General features: G+C 66.6%; 16 protein-coding genes. 11 read left to right on the forward strand and 5 right to left on the reverse strand.

The window, feature by feature from the left end:
• The first annotated feature begins 11 nt into the window (after positions 1-11).
• The 4 genes from ULB03_RS02160 (at position 12) to ULB03_RS02175 (ending at position 3,201) form a co-directional block, all read left to right on the forward strand.
• Positions 12-2,129, forward strand: coding sequence for a DUF748 domain-containing protein (locus tag ULB03_RS02160; protein ID WP_463605626.1), 2,118 nt, complete (start codon positions 12-14; stop codon positions 2,127-2,129).
• A 102-nt stretch (positions 2,130-2,231) separates the two neighbouring features.
• Positions 2,232-2,477, forward strand: coding sequence for a type II toxin-antitoxin system Phd/YefM family antitoxin (locus ULB03_RS02165; protein WP_322481679.1), 246 nt, complete (start codon positions 2,232-2,234; stop codon positions 2,475-2,477).
• The gene (locus ULB03_RS02170) at positions 2,477-2,878 is read left to right on the forward strand and encodes a type II toxin-antitoxin system VapC family toxin (protein WP_322481680.1); all 402 of its coding nucleotides are present in this window, start codon (positions 2,477-2,479) and stop codon (positions 2,876-2,878) included. Before ULB03_RS02165 ends, ULB03_RS02170 begins: the two co-directional genes overlap by 1 nt.
• The gene (locus tag ULB03_RS02175; protein WP_322481681.1) at positions 2,878-3,201 is read left to right on the forward strand and encodes a hypothetical protein; all 324 of its coding nucleotides are present in this window, start codon (positions 2,878-2,880) and stop codon (positions 3,199-3,201) included. Before ULB03_RS02170 ends, ULB03_RS02175 begins: the two co-directional genes overlap by 1 nt.
• Here the strand turns inward: ULB03_RS02175 and ULB03_RS02180 are convergent.
• Together ULB03_RS02180 and ULB03_RS02185 are read right to left on the reverse strand one after the other, a co-directional pair.
• Complete coding sequence (locus tag ULB03_RS02180; RefSeq protein ID WP_322481682.1) at positions 3,167-4,579, reverse strand: sensor histidine kinase; 1,413 nt, start codon at positions 4,577-4,579, stop codon at positions 3,167-3,169. The genes ULB03_RS02175 and ULB03_RS02180 overlap by 35 nt on opposite strands.
• Positions 4,566-5,252 carry a response regulator transcription factor gene (locus tag ULB03_RS02185; RefSeq protein WP_322481683.1) on the reverse strand — a complete coding sequence of 229 codons (687 nt, stop codon included), beginning with the start codon at positions 5,250-5,252 and terminating at the stop codon, positions 4,566-4,568. The genes ULB03_RS02180 and ULB03_RS02185 overlap by 14 nt, the downstream gene beginning before the upstream one ends.
• A 596-nt stretch (positions 5,253-5,848) precedes the next feature.
• Between ULB03_RS02185 and ULB03_RS02190 the strand changes: the two genes are divergently transcribed.
• The 4 genes from ULB03_RS02190 (at position 5,849) to ULB03_RS02205 (ending at position 9,122) form a co-directional block, all read left to right on the forward strand.
• On the forward strand, positions 5,849-6,247 hold the full coding sequence (locus ULB03_RS02190) for a hypothetical protein (RefSeq protein ID WP_322481684.1): 399 nt from the start codon (positions 5,849-5,851) through the stop codon (positions 6,245-6,247).
• Between the two features lie 4 nt (positions 6,248-6,251).
• Positions 6,252-6,500 carry a hypothetical protein gene (locus ULB03_RS02195; RefSeq protein WP_322481685.1) on the forward strand — a complete coding sequence of 83 codons (249 nt, stop codon included), beginning with the start codon at positions 6,252-6,254 and terminating at the stop codon, positions 6,498-6,500.
• Between the two features lie 451 nt (positions 6,501-6,951).
• Positions 6,952-8,544, forward strand: a complete 1,593-nt coding sequence (locus tag ULB03_RS02200; RefSeq protein WP_322481686.1) for a FlxA-like family protein — start codon at positions 6,952-6,954, stop codon at positions 8,542-8,544.
• 107 nt (positions 8,545-8,651) lie between these two features.
• Positions 8,652-9,122: a hypothetical protein gene (locus ULB03_RS02205; RefSeq protein ID WP_322481687.1), complete on the forward strand. Its 471-nt coding sequence runs from the start codon at positions 8,652-8,654 to the stop codon at positions 9,120-9,122.
• A gap of 313 nt (positions 9,123-9,435) precedes the next feature.
• On the opposite strand, the gene ULB03_RS02210 is transcribed toward ULB03_RS02205, so the two are convergent.
• Positions 9,436-10,878, reverse strand: a complete 1,443-nt coding sequence (locus ULB03_RS02210) for a serine hydrolase domain-containing protein (RefSeq protein ID WP_322481688.1) — start codon at positions 10,876-10,878, stop codon at positions 9,436-9,438.
• 292 nt (positions 10,879-11,170) lie between these two features.
• On the opposite strand from ULB03_RS02210, the gene ULB03_RS02215 reads away from it, so the two are divergent.
• The 3 genes from ULB03_RS02215 to ULB03_RS02225 all read left to right on the forward strand — a co-directional run bounded on the left by ULB03_RS02215 (position 11,171) and on the right by ULB03_RS02225 (position 14,244).
• A complete protein-coding gene (locus ULB03_RS02215; protein ID WP_322481689.1) occupies positions 11,171-12,301 on the forward strand; it encodes an aromatic ring-hydroxylating dioxygenase subunit alpha in 1,131 nt (376 codons plus the stop codon).
• Complete coding sequence (locus ULB03_RS02220) at positions 12,298-13,086, forward strand: GntR family transcriptional regulator (protein ID WP_322481690.1); 789 nt, start codon at positions 12,298-12,300, stop codon at positions 13,084-13,086. The genes ULB03_RS02215 and ULB03_RS02220 overlap by 4 nt, the downstream gene beginning before the upstream one ends.
• 180 nt (positions 13,087-13,266) lie before the next feature.
• Complete coding sequence (locus ULB03_RS02225) at positions 13,267-14,244, forward strand: PDR/VanB family oxidoreductase (RefSeq protein WP_322481691.1); 978 nt, start codon at positions 13,267-13,269, stop codon at positions 14,242-14,244.
• A gap of 11 nt (positions 14,245-14,255) precedes the next feature.
• Here the strand turns inward: ULB03_RS02225 and ULB03_RS02230 are convergent, their stop codons facing one another.
• Complete coding sequence (locus ULB03_RS02230; RefSeq protein WP_322481692.1) at positions 14,256-15,089, reverse strand: metallophosphoesterase family protein; 834 nt, start codon at positions 15,087-15,089, stop codon at positions 14,256-14,258.
• A 128-nt stretch (positions 15,090-15,217) separates the two neighbouring features.
• Positions 15,218-15,679: an Rrf2 family transcriptional regulator gene (locus tag ULB03_RS02235; protein ID WP_322481693.1), complete on the reverse strand. Its 462-nt coding sequence runs from the start codon at positions 15,677-15,679 to the stop codon at positions 15,218-15,220.
• Positions 15,680-16,155 lie beyond the last annotated feature (476 nt).

Consider the following 16,155-nt stretch of genomic DNA (forward strand, 5'->3'; position numbering starts at 1 on the left):
CGCTGCGCGGCCTGTCGGTTCATGAGGCGGGGGCGCGGACGCCTTTCCTCACCCTGCCGGAATTGCGCTTGGCCGGAGGCCACTTGTCCTGGCCGGAGAAGACCGCCGGCGCCGACACGCTGACCGTGGACGGGTTGAGCCTGACCATGCGCCGGGCTGAGGACGGCCGCCTCGGTCCCATGCCCTGGTCCCCGGGTGACGCCGGGCAGGCCGCCACCCCACACGTCGCCTTGGCGGCGGGACCGGCGCCCTGGTCCGCCGTCCTGGGCAAGCTGCTGCTGCGCAAGGCCAAGATCCAGGTGGAGGATCACGCCATTCATGAGCCGGCGCGGCTGGAATTGACACCCGTCGACCTGACCGTGGAGGGCGTGTCCAGCCAGGCCGGCGCGTCATTCCCCTTCACCCTGGCGGCGGCGCTGTCCGCCGGTGGGCAGATCAAGGCGGAGGGCAAGGTGAGCGCCCTGCCGGCCCTGGGGCTGGAGGCCAAGCTGGCGGTGTCCGACCTGCCGGTCGCGACCGCCCAGCCTTATGTGCACGATTGGGCGCGGGTGGATATCCGCGATGGCCGGCTGGCGGTGGAGGGCGATCTCACCTACAGCGCGTCGGACGGCCTTGCCGTGTCGGGCAAGGGCGAGGTGCGGGCGCTGGCGGTGGCGGAGCAGGGGGGCGACACCCCGCTCGTCTCCTGGGAAAGCCTGGGCGTGGACCATTACGACTACCGCCAGTCGGCCAATGAGCTGCGCATTTCCCAGATCACTGTCGCGGCGCCCTACCTGCGTCTTCAGGTGGCCGCCAACCAGACCACCAATTTCAACCACCTGATGGTGGCGCGGGCCGCGCCCGTCCCGTCAGCCTCCGCTCCGGCCTCCGTTCCGGCGTCCCCCCCGGTGGTCAGTGTGGGCCGCGTGGTGGTCGCGGGCGGCAAGGCCGATTACGGCGATGCCTCCCTGCCTTTGCCGTTCTCTGCCCACATCACCAACCTGCAGGGGGAGGTGGCCGCCCTGACCACCACCGCCACCTCGTCCTCGCGCCTCGCGCTGCGGGGCCAGGTGGGCGACTTCGGCCAGGTGACCGTGCAAGGCCGCCTGGTGCCGTTCGACCCCGGCCGCAACACCCACGTCAACCTGCTGTTCCGCAACGTCGAATTTCCCGAGCTGTCGCCCTACACGGTCAAGTTCGCCGGCCGCCGCATCGCGCAGGGGCGGTTGGATGTCGACCTGCATTACGAGGTGGACGGCGGCCGCCTGGACGGCACCAACCGCGTGGTCATTCGCGATATCAAGCTGGGCGACCGGGTGGACGTCCCCGGCGCCCTGGACCTGCCGCTGGACCTCGCCATCGCCCTGCTGAAGGATGACGAGGGCAAGATCAACGTCGATCTGCCGGTCAGCGGTAACATCAACGACCCGCACTTCGACATCGGCAGCGTCATCCGGGCCGCCGCCGCCGACCTGCTGACCAACCTGGTCACCGCCCCGTTCCGTGCGCTGGCCGCCCTGTTCGACGGGGCGGACGCGGACACGCTGGACCATATCGACTTCGCCCCCGGCCGCGCCGACTTGGCCCCGCCGGAACAGGAGAAGATCGTGCATCTGGCCCAGGCGCTGGGCGCCCGGCCGCACTTGGCCTTGGGGATTCCAGGGGTGGTCGCCCCCGATGCGGACAAGGCGCGACTGCAACGCGACGCCCTGGATGCCCGCATGGCCCAGGCCCTGGGGGATCATTACACCCTGGAGGGCCAGCGCCAGTTCCTGGAGGCGCTGTTCAGCGAGCGTCTGGGGGCGGACCAACTCCCGGCCTTGCGCCAGTCCTTCACCCGCACGCCGGAGGGGCCGCCCGCGTCGACCGCCAAGACGCTGCCAGCCCCCGCTGCCGTTTCGGCCCCGGCCCTGGATGAACCGGGCTACGTTGCCGCCTTGCGCCGCCGCATCGCCAAGACCGAGCCGGTGGATGACCAGGCCTTGGCCGCCCTGGCGCAGGCCCGCGCCGCGGCGGTGGTGACCGCCCTGAAACAACGTCTGCCCGCCTTGGATGAGAAGCGCATCGCCGTGCGGCCAGCCGTCACCGCCCAGGTCGGCGAGGACCGCCTGATCCCGCTGAAGCTGGATGCCACCAGCGCCGGGGAGTAGGGGCGTCTGGGGTGGATCAAGGGCTGGTGGATTGACCGGCATCCCCAGGCGCCATAATATCGACCAAATAAATCGACCAACTTGAGCAAAGCGAGGGTGTCTATGAAGGAGGTTCAATCCTCTGACGCCAAGACCCATCTGCCCCAGTTGCTGGATGAGGTGGAGCAGGGGGAGACCATTGTCATCACCCGCCATGGCCGCCCCGTTGCCCGGATCATTCCAGAACCTCAAGGCCGTGAGGCGGAAACACGGCGGGCACAGGCCCTGATCCGGGAGTTTCGCCAATCCATGCCCAAGCTGACGGTGGAGGAGATCCTGACCGCTCGGCACGAGGGCCATAAGTACTGATGCCCTTCGTCGTGGATGTCTCGGTTGCCGCCTGTTGGCTGATGCCCGATGAGGACAGCAACGCCGCGACCGTCGCCTTTGAGCGTCTGACAACCGATCCGGCGGTGGTTCCGAGCCTTTGGTGGTTCGAGATCAGGAACATGCTGTTGGTCAATGAACGCCGGCGGCGTCTGGACGAAACACAGACGACGCGGGCCTTGGCATTGTTGGCTCAGCTTCCTTTCCGGATCGACACCTCCCCGGACAGTACTTCCGTCATGCGTTTGGCCCGGCAGCACCGGTTGACGGCCTATGACGCCGCCTACTTGGAATTGGCGCAGCGCTTGGTTTTGCCCTTGGCGACATTGGATGACGCCTTGGCCAGCGCGGCCCGACGTGAAGGCGTTCCTTTGGTCGGGTGATGGAAGGCGTTAACCTCTACCAGATCAACAGTCAGGGTATGATCCTGCACCGGCATGTCGCCTGGCTCATGATCCTCATCCCGTTCCTATTGGGTCTCGTGCTTTACGGCCGCTATGGTCGCCACGCGCTTTGGGGAATAGCGGCCATCGCCCTGTTGGTGCCTGGGGGGATCGTGCTACTTTTCGGTGGCGGCCGATCCACCCAGTTTGTGCCGGAGGTGATGCTGCCCTTGGCCCTGGTTTTCGGCCTACCGTCCACGCTATTGGCCTTGGCCATCGCCGCCTTGTTCAAACGGCTGTGGCGCCGGCCACCGGCGCCCTGACCGCCGTCGCGCCTTCCGCCACCAGTTCCATCACGCAGCCGGGGTTGTTGTCGCCCACCCGGGGCGACAGGCCGTGCAGGCGGGCGATGGCGGCCACCAGGCTCAGGCCCAGGCCGGTGCCCTCCAGGTGGCGGGTGCGGTCGGAGCGGTAGAAGCGGGAGAAGACCAAGTCGCGCTCGTGCGCCGCGATGCCGGGCCCGCTGTCGGCCACGCGGATGGTGATGGCACCGTCGCTGTCGCGGGCCCCCAGGGACAGGGTGACCCGCCCGCCGGTGGGCGTGAACTTCAGGGCGTTGTCCACCAGGTTCCCCACCGCCTCCATCAGCAGGTCGCGGTCGGCGAACATGGGCGCCACCGGCGTGACGTCGACGGTGAAGGTGATGTCCTTGGTTTCGGCGATGGGCTCGTACAGTTCCTCGATCAGCAGGATGATCTCGGCCGGGTCCAGCATGGTGAAGCCACGCTGGCGCTTGCTGTTCTCCAACTCGCGGATGCGCAGCAGGGCGGTGATGACCGCCAGGGCCTGGTCCAGGCCGCCGATGGCCTTGCCCACCGTTTCGCGGGTTTCCTCCAGCCCCATGTCGCCCTTCATGGTGCGTTCCAGGCGGGCGCGTACCCGGGTCAGGGGCGTGCGCAGGTCGTGCGCGATCTCATCGCCCGTGGCCTTGATCTCGCCCAGCAGGCGCTCGGTCTCATCCAGGATGCCATTGAACAGTTGCGACAGCCGGTCCAGTTCATCCCCGGGGCCGGCGCCGGCGACGGGCAGGCGTTCCTGCACCTGGCCGCTCATGATGCGCTCGGCGGCGCGATGCACGTCTTTCAGGCGCTGCTGCGTGCGCCAGGCCAGGAAGATGCCGGCCGCCAAGGCCAGGCCCATGGCGGGAATGGCGCCCATGGTCAGGGCGTGCATCACCACCTCGCGCAGGACAACCATGTATTGACCGTTGCGGCCGATGATCAGGATGTTGCCGTTGGGGATGCGCAAGGCGGCCAGGCGGACCTCGATGGCCCCCATGGCCGGAAGGTCCGTGCGTGCGGCGCGCACCACATGCACCTTGCCGTCGACGGGCAGATCGGCCGGTACCGTTTCCAGGTTGCCGTCGATGCGGCGGCCGTCCGGCGTGAACAGCGCGGCATAGCCCACGCGGTGGAAGTCGCCGGTGACGTGGGTGTTGATCAAGGCCAGGATGGCATCCTGATCCTCGCTGGCCAGGGTGCGCGCGTCCTCGGTGATCAGGGCATCGATGCGGTTGGTCTCAAAGACCGTGGCCCGCCAATAGATGAAGGCGAACAACAGCAGCGACGATCCGGCGAAAAAGCAGGCGAACACCATGGCCAGCCGGAAGCTGGTGGTGCGCGCGATCTCACTGAGGTTCACGAAGGACGAACCCCACGTTGCGGATGTTGTAGATCATGGGGAAATCGCCCGGCGCGTCCACCTTGCGGCGCAGCTTGCCGATGTGGACGTCCACCAGGTTGGTCTGGGGTGAGAAGCGATAGTTCCACACGTCTTCCAGCAACATGGCCCGGGTGATGACCTGGGCGGGATGACGCATCAGGTATTCCAGCAGCTTGAATTCACGGGGCAGCAACTCCACGGGCCGGCCATCGCGGTTGGCCTCCCGGCTGATCAGATCCAGCTCCAGCGGCCCCACGCGCAGGCGGGTGGTGCGCGGCTCCGCCGGGCGGCGCAGCAATGCCTCCACCCGGGCGGACAGTTCCGACAGCACGAAGGGCTTGGTCAGGTAATCATCGCCGCCGGCTTTCAGGCCGCGCACTCGCTCATCCACGTCGTTCAGCGCGCTGAGGAACAGCACGGGCACCCGCACCTCCTCCGCCCGCAATATGCCGATGATGGACAGGCCGTCCACCTCCGGCAGCATGCGGTCCAGGATCAGCAGGTCGTAACGGCCCTCGCGGGCCCGCTCCAGGCCGACGCGGCCGTTATCGGCATGGCTGATCATGTAGCCGCGGTCGGCCATGTCGCGGATGATCTCGTCAGCGGTCTCTCGATCATCCTCAATCAACAGGATGTGAGCTTTGGAGGTCACCGGGGTCCATCCCTGATCGTCGAACGTTTCAATGTCCATCCGCTGGGTCCGTCGTCATCCATGGCACGAGCGCCGCCCGAACCGTGATCCGGGCGATTCCGTGACCATCCGCCATGGCGGTGCCTCTGGCAACCGCCAAACAAGGGCAGGTCGCGGCACTGCCGCTGCGGCGGAGATGGATGGCGATGGTCCCCATTGGGACGCTGCCGACGCCACCGTCGCTTACTCCAACCGGGTGGCCAATTAAAATGGGCGCCTCATTTTTAAAAAAAATTATAATTTGGCCTTCCTGTGCCCCGTGATACGCCCAGACCGTGTATGGGCTTTCTCTGCGACCAGGGGTCGTAAAATATCATGATATATAGATCGCAAATTTCGCAGACAAGTCCGGGTTGGATATTGCGGGCGTGACTCTCGATCATTCATATGCTGAATATATGGTTAAGTGAGTTTCACAGAGTGAATGGAAGATTTCGGCTGCCAAAAATCCAAACCTAAAATCTGTTTTAATAAATAAACTAAGCTTTAGTTGTGGCGAGAATCGGCGCCGGTAACATTGGGTCCATCAGTCATTCACTTGACGGTTGGAGTGGAAGATGCAGCGTATACTTAAGAACAAAAGGGTTCAGCAGGCCGGTCTGGCCTTGCTGGTGTGGGCTGGTGTTGCGGCCTGCGCCCAGGCCGGCACCATTCCGGCCGCCCAGGCGGACACGGTCAAGCGCGTCTGCCGCGACACCATGGGTCTGACCGCGCCCAATACCGACTATGTGGCCTGCGTGGACAGCCTCACCGGTTCCTTGGCCGAGGCCGCCGCGAACCGGTCCGAGGCCGCCGCCAGTGTGGCCGGTCAGTCGGCCTGCAGCCAGCAGGGTCTGACCCCGGACACGCCGGCGTTCGCCATGTGCGTGCTGAACTACCGCGACAAGGTGCTGGGCGCCCGCCCCACCCATGTCGCCGCCAACCAGAACCCGATCGACATCACCGGTGGGAACTAAATCCATGACCCGCACGACGCCACGTATCGCCATCAGCCCCCGTTTGGCCGCCATCCTCGCGGCCGCGACCCTGGTTGCCGGCATCGGCGGCAGCCTGGCCGCCTGCGCCGGCCCGTCTTTCGCCACCCAGCGCCTGGCGCAGGAGAACCGGGCCTGTGCCGAAGTCGGCTTCACCCCCGGCACGGGGGAGCACGCCCGCTGCGTCGACAACCTCGATGCCGCCATGACCCAGACCATGCTGCCCATCAATTGAGGTAGCCCGCCTTCGACAGCCCCTGTCCCGCCTGTCTTGGGGCTGTCGAACGGCCCGGTTGGTGCCCCCGATATACCCACCGGGTCCCCCTGGCCCGCCCCGTCGCCGGTCGTATCCCCCAGAAAAATCCGGCGGCGGGGCGTGGTCTTTACCGAGTAATATAGCAATATATCCTGATATTTTTGGGTGGTGCCGGGATTCTTGGCGCACAAGTCCCGAGTCTTCTTAAAAAGGAATTTAGTTTTCTAAAAGATCCTTTAGTTGGCCGCCATATTTGTTCAATCGACAACTGCTTTATAAGGCCGACGTGCCCGCACGGGCGCGGATAAGAAGCTAATTCACTTGATGGGAGTGGACAGCAATGTCTATTGAAGCGCGGCACGGAGAAACATCTCCGCCGCAGAACCGATTTGAGTACCGATTTGGCCGCACCCTCCTGCGCGCCACCCTGATGACTTCCGCCTGTGTCGCGCTCATGGGCGTGGCGACGGCGGCCCGCGCCGATGACACCGCCAGCACGACGAAGCACCGGAAGGCTTCCAGCGTCGCCACCGCCGCCACCCCGACGCAGGTTGTGGCGACCCAGGCGCAGATCGACGCCCTGAACAAACAGATCCAGGCGCTGCAGTCCCAGCTGCAGGCGCTGGCCACCCAGCAGGACACCAACGCCAAGGCCGTGGTGGACTCGCGCGCCGCCGCCGAGAAGGCCGCCGCCGCCGCGACCCAGGTCGCCCAGCAGCAGAAGGTGACCGACCCCAACGACAACAGCCTGCGCCTGGGCAAGGGCGTGAAGCTGACCTTCGGCGGTTTCATCGAAGCGGCCAGCGTCTACCGCTCGCGCAACATGACCGCGGACGTGGCCACCCCGTACGCCGCCATTCCGCTGAAGAACTCCTCCAACTATGACCGGGGTGAGTTCCGCGGCACCGCGCGCCAGAGCCGCGTGACCATGCTGGCCGAAAGCGACGTCGGCCCCGACACCCACCTGGGCGCCTACTTCGAGTCCGACTTCCTGGGCGTCGGCACGTCCTCCAACAGTGGGCAGAGCAACAGCTACGTGCCGCGCCTGCGTCAGGGCTACCTGACCGCCGACTGGAAGGATACCGGCTGGCACCTGCTGGCGGGCCAGTCCTTCAGCCTGGTCACCACCAACAAGTCCGGCATCGATCCCCGCACCGAAGCGCTGCCGATGGGCCCGGACGCCCAGTACGCCGCCGGCTTCGACTGGACCCGCAACTGGGGCCTGCGCGTGGTCAAGGACTGGAACCGCCAGTATTGGCTGGGTGTCGCGCTGGAAAGCCCGCAGGCCTCCATCAGCGGCTCGACCGCCTTGGTGCCCAACAGCAACACCAACCCCGGCGGTTCGCTGCTGAACAGCACGGCCAACTATTCCACCGACATCGCCCCCGACCTGATCGTGAAGGCGGTGGCCGAGCCCGGCTGGGGCCATTACGAGGTGTTCGGCCTGGCGCGTGAGTTCCAGAGCCGCGCCGCCGGCCAGAACTACACCGAGACCGGCTTCGGCTTCGGTGCCGCCGCCATCCTGCCGGTGGTGCCCAAGTATGTGGACATCCAGCTGAGCACCATGGCCGGCCAGGGCATCGGCCGCTACGGCTCCTCCAGCCTGCCGGACGTGACGGTCAACCCCTACGGCCGCCTGTCGCCCATCACCGAGGTCACGGCCATGGCCGGCGTCATCGGCCATCCCACGTCGGATTGGGATCTGTACGCCTACTACGGCCTGGAGCAGGACGACAGCAAGGCGTTCACGGTCGCCGGCAAGGCCTATGGTTATGGCAATGGCCTGGCCGTCAACACCGGTTGCTACACCGAGAATTCGCCCCTCGCCTGCGCGGGCAACACCCGCTCGGTGCGGGAGGCGACGGCCGGCTTCTGGTGGAAATTCTACCACGGCAACATGGGCACCATGCAGTTCGGCATGCAGGGCGAATACATCCGCCGCGACCTGTTCCAGGGCGTGGGTGGCAGCCCCAGCACCGACGACACGGTCGTCTACACCGCCTTCCGTTACTACCCGTTCTAAGGTCCACACCGGCCCGGCTCCTTCGGGGGCCGGGCCTTTTCCCAGGGTTCTTGCCATCATGAAAGCTTGATGGACGGACCCAGTCCCCCGAAGAGGAGCACGACGTCATGCCGGACAAGACCACCGCCAAGCCCAAGGAACGCCCAGCGGATCAGCGGGTCATGACCACCTTCCGCTTGGAACCTGACCTGCTGCGGCAGATCAAGATCCGCGCGGCGTTGGATGGCACCAGCATCAACGCGCTGATGGAGCAGGGCATCCGCCACATCCTGCGCATCAACCGCGAGAATGACGAGTCCGTGCGCCGCTTCATCATCTTCGTCGCCGAACTGAGCCCGGCCGAAATGCAGCGCTTGGGGGCCGGCTTGGACGACATCGTGCTGGATGCCGCCGGCGGCGACTTCTACCTGTGGGCCCACGGCCTGCGCCGCGGCAATGACGACCGCACCGTGTTCAACAGCCACAGCCTGGCGGACACCGGCCTGAGCGCCCGCCAGATCCGGCAGCACCTGCTGGATCATGCCGATGCTCTGGTGAACGCGCCGCAGGACGTGCCGGTCAAGGTGGGCCGGGCCTGAGGCCGACCGCGCGGGGCCCTTCCCTGCGGGGGCGGGAAGGGCCTTCTTGCGCCGCACCCTTTTCCGGGATGCGCCGGCTGCGGTATGGTGCGCGCGTCATCCCCCGACGCCGCCGCCTGACGGAATCCCGCGCCCATGGACCAGCACCATAAGGACGCCCTGGCCAGCCACTGACCCGCTTGACGGGCGCGCAGGATGGTGCGCGTCGCCCCCGGTGGCGACAGCTACCGCATCTTCGTCCTGGATTCGACGCGGGAGGAGGGCGGCATCACCCTGGCTTGCGGCCCCTATGCGTGCCGAGCGTGATGGCTGGTCAGTGCGCCTGTAGCCAGTACAGGCGGTCGTCACCGTCAAATCCGGCCAGCAAGCTGTCCATTCCAGTTGGGCTGACGACGCGGTATCGTCGCATGCGGCCCTGGGGCACTGCATATTCCTCGATAGGTGTCAGGGAGATGGGCGGCTTGAGGGCTGGCAGGACCTCCCGCCGCGCGCTGGGCAAGGTCAGCACGGCCTGGATCTCGGGGGCGATGGACCTTGTATCCGGTTGTCCCGCGACCCCGCATTCCAGGATGGAGGCCAGGCGCTTGTCCACGGAATCGGCGGCGATGGGGGCCAGCGTCAACGGTGTGCAGCCGGCCGTGTGGATTTCCGCCGCAACCCAGGCCATGTGCCGCAAGGCGTCGCCTACGCCACTCACATTAGCGCAGGCGGTCACGGACAGGCCGGCCGCCGGCAGTCGAAGGATTACGGCGCTATAGCCCGGGAGACTGCCGGCGCGCAGGTGATAGGGCATGCCCCGGGTTTGTCCCAGGTGCCAGCCATAACCGTATGGGATGGTACGCCCAGTGGCCAATAGTGTGGGGGTCACCGCGCGGGCAGACAGGGTTGGGGATTCCCGCTGTCCGCGATCCCAGGCCCGATCCCAGGACGCGATATCGTTGACACTGAATAGGATGCCACCCCCGCCGGTATAGGGGGCGCCGCCATGAATTAGCGGCGCATGGATGAACTTCCCGTAGTTGCCCGGGGAGCGCGTGCTGGGCTCATAAGGCTCGGCCTTGTTCCATATGATCAACTCGCCGTCATCCGCCAGGCCTGACCGAACGTTGGCGGGCCCGAAGATCCGTGCCGACAGAAAGTCACCGAAGCGCAGCTTGGTCACCGCCTCCACCAACCACCCCAGCAGAAGATCATCGGTGTTGCTGGGCGCCCAGGCCGTGCCCGCGTCAAAGCGCGGCGGCAATCCGCCGGCTACCTGCCGCACGGTTTCAGGGCCCGGCGCGCGGGAGAGGTCAGGTAAGGCGTCCAGATAGTCGGGCAAGCCACTGGTGTGGGTCAGCAGAGACTGGATGGATCGTCCGGCCCACTCCGTCGGCACCTGGGGCACATAGAGACCTACCGGTTGCTGGATGTCGATACGATTATCATCCGCTAGCTGCAGGACGCAGGCTGCCGTCATATGTCGGCCTGCGGGCCCCAGGTCGAAGAGCGTGTCGACAGTTACGGGAACGGCAAAGGAGAGTGAAGCCCGCCCCCAGCTTTGAAAGGCCGTGTGACCGTGGTCGGTGACGGTCAGGATCGCTCCTGGGCTATTCAACTCGCGGACTAGCCCTTCGAATCGGCCGGTTGTTTCCGGCGGGAAGGGGGTAGGCATGGGCAATGGCATTTGGGGCACAGCGCTCGACGCTCGGCTCCCCCTCGTCTGCGCCATCACCGTTGCCGCCATCCCCATTGCCAGCAGCTCGCGTCGCCGCATTCCCGTCTATTCCTCCAAGCAATCAGCCCCCCTGTGCGCTAGGAAGCCATCCCAGTGTGCCATCATTTTCTTTTTTGGGGCGGAATGATGGCCCTGCGTGGGCGTGCTGGCCTGCGATGCCACTGCGGGCCGGTGTCTGGCCTTCTTTGGGTTCATGCATCGTGCCCTCGTCGGACAATATGCATGCATAAATGGGATAGAGTGCCATGTTATAGCCGCGGTTACGGCGTTGTTGCATGCAACTCAGCCTTCAGGTACATATGCTCCATAACAAATGCGGAGGAGCGGTGCCATGGGTCGGGATGATCGCGCGCAGGGTGAGGGGCCGTCCTGGGTGACGGGCCGTTCGTTGGTTTCCGGGGCGTCCGGACCGGACAAGCCCGCGAAGGCATGGCCGGACAATGCCTGGTACGCCGCCGCTTGGGACCATGAGGTGGGGCGGGCGCTGTTCCCGCGCACCATCTGCGGCACGCAGCTGGTGTTCTACCGCCAACTGGACCGCACCCCCGTGGCCCTGGCGGACGCCTGTTGGCATCGCCTGGTGCCCCTGTCCAAGGGCCGGCTGGTGGGGGATACGGTGCGTTGCGGCTATCACGGCCTGGAATACGCCGCCAACGGCCGCTGCACGCACATGCCCAGCCAGGAAACGCTGAACCCGGCGGCCTGCGTGCGGTCCTATCCGGTGGTGGAACGCCACCGCTTCATCTGGGTGTGGATGGGTGATCCGGCCCTGGCCGATCCCGCGCTGGTGCCCGACCTGCATTGGAACCATGATCCCGAGTGGGCGGGCGACGGCCGGCTGATCACGGTGAAGTGCGATTACCGCCTGGTGCTGGACAATCTCATGGACCTGACGCACGAGACCTTCGTGCATGGGTCCAGCATCGGCAACGACGCGGTGGCGGAGGCGCCGTTCCAGGTGACCCATACCGACAAGACGGCCACGGTCACCCGCTGGATGCACGGCATCGATCCGCCGCCCTTCTGGGCCGGCCAACTGGGCAAGCCGGGCAAGGTCGACCGCTGGCAGATCATCAAGTTCGAGGCGCCCTGCACCATCGCCATCGACGTGGGCGTGGCCCCCGCCGGCACCGGCGCGCCGGAGGGGGACCGCAGCCAGGGCGTCAACGGCTATGTCCTGAACACCATCACGCCCGAGGCGGACGGCAGCTGCCATTACTTCTGGGCCTTCTGCCGCAATTACCGCCTGGGCGAACAGCGCCTGACCCATGAACTGCGCGAGGGCGTGCACCGCATCTTCGGTGAGGATGAAGAGGTGCTGGAGGCGCAGCAGCGGGCCATCGAGAGCCATCCCGACCGGCGCTTCTACAATTTGAACATCGATGCTGGCGGCATGTGGGCCCGCCGTCTGATCGACCGCATGATCGCGGCCGAGGCGCCCCGGGCCGTGGCGGCGGAATGACCGCCCGGACGGTGATGGCCCGGACGGTGACGGCCGAGGAAGATGGCCGGGGCATGCAGGTCGCGCGGGCCCAGCAGGGCCTGCGGGAACTGATCCTGGCGGGGGATCTGCCGCCCGGAAAGCGGGTGTCGGAACCGGCCATGGTGGACAGGCTGGGTGTGTCGCGCACGCCGGTGCGCCTGGCCCTGGAACGGCTGGCGCGGGAAGGGCTGGTGACGCCCGGTGCCAGCGGTGGCTTCGTCGTGCGCGCCTTCACCGCCGCCGACCTGGCGGACGGCATCGAGGTGCGCGGCACCTTGGAGGGCTTGGCCGCCCGGCTGGCGGCGGAGCGTCGGCCCACGGCGGCGGACCTTGCCCCCTTGCGCGCCTGCGTGGCCGATCTGGACCGGGTGGTTGCCCCGCCGACGCTCAGCGAGGCCGATTTCGACGCCTATGTCCGGCTGAACGCTTTTTTCCATGAGGAACTGGTGCGCCTGGCGGGCAGTGGCGTGGTGGCCCGCGCCATCGAGCAGGCGTCGGCTCAGCCCTTCGCCGGCCCCTCCGCTTTCGTGCGCCTGCATGCCACGGAACCGGCGGGCCGCGACACCCTGGTGGTGGCCCAGGAACAGCATCGCCTGCTGCTGGACGCCATCACCCGGGGGCAGGGCGCCCGGGCGGAGGCGCTGGCGGCCGAGCATGCCCGCGTGGCCCAGCGCCGCCTGGGGGCGGCCCTGGCTGATCGTGACCGATTGGATGGCTTGCCGGGCGGATCGTTGCTGCGCCTGGCCGCGGGTAAGCGGGCTTAATACCAAGTAGCGATGATCCTGACCTATGGCCAGGCCCATCGCCCTCAATCGCCGGCGCCGCCATCCGGCGGCTTGGCTTCCGCGCCTTACGGCGCGCGGCGGCAGTCGCCGCCGATACCAAGGAGCGATGAATGGAAAGCGTCGCTCCTCGGTATAAGACAATACGGGAGGAAACAAGCCATGGGGTTCAAGGTCGAGTGGGGACTGGCGCGGCTGGTGGCCATCCGCGATGTGGCGGACGGCATCCGCCAGTTCGATATCCAGCCCGATTTCACCGTGCCGGCCTACGGTCCCGGTTCGCACATCCAGGTCCAGGTGCTGATCAACGGCCAGCCGGACGTGCGCCACTATTCCCTGGTGGGGGAACCGGAGGACGGCCTGCTGCGCATCGCCGTGAAGCTTCTGCCCGACAGCCGGGGCGGGTCCGCCTACATGTGGGGTTTGGCGCCCAGCGCCCGGCTGACCATCAGCGCCCCCCTGAACCATTTTGACCTGTCGGCTGGCCGGCCGGATTACCTGCTGATCGCCGGCGGCATTGGCATCACCCCCTTGTACGCCATGGCGCGGGCGCTGGTCCGGCGGGCCGCCCCGGTGCGTCTGCTGTACGGTGTCCGCCGGGCCACCGACCTGGCGTTCGCGGAGGAATTGCGGGCGCTGTTGGGGGATCGGCTGCGGGTGTTCGTGGATGCCGAGGGGCAGACCATGGACTTCGCCGCCGAATTGGCGCGCGTGGCGCCGGGTGGGGAGGTCTACAGCTGCGGCCCCGCGCCCATGATGGCGGCGGCGCGCCAGGCCTGGCAGGCGCTGGGCCGCCCGGCGTCGGACTTCCGGCTGGAGACCTTCGGCGCCGGCGGCGGCACCCCGGCGCAGCCCTTCGTCGCCCGGGTGCCCCGCCTGGATTTGGAGGTGACGGTTCGCCCGGACCAGACCCTGCTGTCCGCCTTGCAGGAGGCCGGCGCCGACCTGATGTACGACTGCCGCCGGGGCGAATGCGGCCTGTGCGCCCTGGACGTCCTGGACGTTTCCGGCGGCCGCCTGGACCATCGGGATGTCTTCCTCAGCGACCACCAGAAGGCGGAGGGGCACCAGATGTGCGTTTGTGTCTCCCGCGCCACCGGCGGCACGGTGACCCTGGATACGGGCCACCGGGCCTCATAAGGGCGCCGGCGCTACAGCGCCGTCGGCCGGTGCGCGTCCAGGATACGGATGTCGGCGCCGTGCAGGGCCACCGCCGACAGCCGTCCGCTGCGATAGGCGCCGGTGTCGACGGCGATGCGATGGGGCAGGATATCCACCTCGGGCACGATGGTATGGCCGTGGACAATGACCTTTTCATGCGGCCCTTCCGCCAGCATGAAAGGCGCCCGAATCCACAGCATGTCCTCCGGTATCTGTTCGGCCAGGGGGCGGCCGGGCCGGATGCCGGCGTGGACGAAGGCGTAATCGCCATACACGACCTGGTAGGTCAGGGAGTCCAGGAAACGGCGATGCGACGGCGGTAACTGCGCCGCCAGCGCCTCGCTCAGGGCCACGGCCTGCAACACCGACGGTCCCTCCATCACCGCGGGCAGGCCATAGCTGCGCAGGGTGGCCGGGCCGCCGAAGTCCAGCCAGCGCAAGGCCGCCAGGGGATCGGCCAGGAAGTCCATCATCGATTGTTCGTGGTTGCCGCGCAGGCAGTGCACCGTGAAGCCAGGCACCATGTCGGCCAAGCTGCGGCCCGTGACATCGGTGCCGCCGCGCAGCAGGTCGATCACCCCCCGGCTGTCCGGCCCCCGGTCGACATAATCGCCCAGCATGATCAGAACGGGGGTCAGGGGCCCATGCCGCGCCACCAGGCGGGCGTGGTCTTGCGCGATGATGTCCAGCAACTGGCGCAGCAGCCCCAGTTCGCCGTGGACGTCGCCGACGGCGTAGACGGCATGGTCATCCGGCACCCGGGGCGCCATCCGCGTGGGATGCGGCCGGGTCGGCATCAGGACCTCACGCAGTCGTTTCAGCATCGCACAATGACATCCAAGGGGGATGCGGGTTCACCAATGCCAACGGTACGGGCAGGGGCGGCCCTTGTCACCATTCCTTGATCTCAGGTCGCGGTTGCGGAACCGGCGCACCACACGCGTTCAGGGGGTTAGGCGGGGCCGGCCGCCCCGGGCAGCGGCAGGTCCAGCAACCGCGTCAAGGTGCGGCGGGGCTTCACCAGGTCCGCCAGCGTGTAATCGTCCAGCACCGCCAGGAAGGCCTGCAGCGCCTCCTTCAAGGCGGACTTCAGCACGCAGGTGGGGTTCAGGCGGCACAGCGCGGGGGAACTGTCGGAAAAGCACTCCAGGATGTCCAGTTCCTGTTCCGTGGCGCGGATGACCTCGCCCAGGCGGATATCCTCCGCCTTGCGGCCCAGGCGCAGGCCGCCGCCCCGGCCCCGCACGGTTTCGACGTAGCCCAGCAAGCTCAACTGGTGAACCACCTTCATCAGGTGGTTCTTGGAGATGTCGTAGGTCTGGGCGACATCGTTGATGGTGGCCAGGCCGTCGGATTTCAGCGCCAGGAACACCAGCGTGCGTAGCGCGTAATCCGTGTAGCTCGACAGCCTCATGGGCACCCTCGAAAATAAAGGAACGTCACATGTATATCCCATTCGGTATGGGACGTAACGCCACCCGTGCAACCTCTATCCGCCTGCAAAGTCTAACGTCACCGTCGGTTTTGGCCAAATCCTCGAATAGGGACGGCGAAATTTACAGCCGGACAGTTTGGCGTGTCGCTGCGGCATTGCCCATAAACCCGCAATGTAAGACTTCCGGCCACCGTTCTTTTTGAAACTGAGCGTTGAGTGTGGCGCGATGCGCCTTCGGTGGGCATGGATGCTGGGCTGGACAGGCAAGAGGGTGTTGTTCATTCCGCTTCACCATCCTTCGGCCGATCAATCGTTTGTAAAGATGTGATTATTTCTTCCGTGCCAGCGGGCTGGGCGCTCGGCGGGCCTGGGATTCCTAACCCTTTGCCGCATGCCCTACGGTCTTTCCCGTGCCGCTTCGGCGAACGCTTGCAAATTTGAACTTGTATGACAAA

It is taken from the genome of Nitrospirillum goiasense, from assembly GCF_034427435.1.
Classification (GTDB): domain Bacteria; phylum Pseudomonadota; class Alphaproteobacteria; order Azospirillales; family Azospirillaceae; genus Nitrospirillum.

Bases quoted from the DNA above. Each gene is read 5' to 3' on its own strand.
- ULB03_RS02230 (WP_322481692.1), bottom strand. From the start codon at position 15,089: ATGCTGAAACGACTGCGTGAGGTCCTGATGCCGACCCGGCCGCATCCC.
- ULB03_RS02225 (WP_322481691.1), top strand. From the start codon at position 13,267: ATGGGGTTCAAGGTCGAGTGGGGACTGGCGCGGCTGGTGGCCATCCGC.
- ULB03_RS02190 (WP_322481684.1), top strand. From the start codon at position 5,849: ATGCAGCGTATACTTAAGAACAAAAGGGTTCAGCAGGCCGGTCTGGCC.
- ULB03_RS02170 (WP_322481680.1), top strand. From the start codon at position 2,477: ATGCCCTTCGTCGTGGATGTCTCGGTTGCCGCCTGTTGGCTGATGCCC.
- ULB03_RS02220 (WP_322481690.1), top strand. From the start codon at position 12,298: ATGACCGCCCGGACGGTGATGGCCCGGACGGTGACGGCCGAGGAAGAT.
- ULB03_RS02235 (WP_322481693.1), bottom strand. From the start codon at position 15,679: ATGAGGCTGTCGAGCTACACGGATTACGCGCTACGCACGCTGGTGTTC.
- ULB03_RS02195 (WP_322481685.1), top strand. From the start codon at position 6,252: ATGACCCGCACGACGCCACGTATCGCCATCAGCCCCCGTTTGGCCGCC.
- ULB03_RS02215 (WP_322481689.1), top strand. From the start codon at position 11,171: ATGGGTCGGGATGATCGCGCGCAGGGTGAGGGGCCGTCCTGGGTGACG.
- ULB03_RS02165 (WP_322481679.1), top strand. From the start codon at position 2,232: ATGAAGGAGGTTCAATCCTCTGACGCCAAGACCCATCTGCCCCAGTTG.
- ULB03_RS02175 (WP_322481681.1), top strand. From the start codon at position 2,878: ATGGAAGGCGTTAACCTCTACCAGATCAACAGTCAGGGTATGATCCTG.
- ULB03_RS02210 (WP_322481688.1), bottom strand. From the start codon at position 10,878: ATGCGGCGACGCGAGCTGCTGGCAATGGGGATGGCGGCAACGGTGATG.
- ULB03_RS02200 (WP_322481686.1), top strand. From the start codon at position 6,952: ATGACTTCCGCCTGTGTCGCGCTCATGGGCGTGGCGACGGCGGCCCGC.
- ULB03_RS02205 (WP_322481687.1), top strand. From the start codon at position 8,652: ATGCCGGACAAGACCACCGCCAAGCCCAAGGAACGCCCAGCGGATCAG.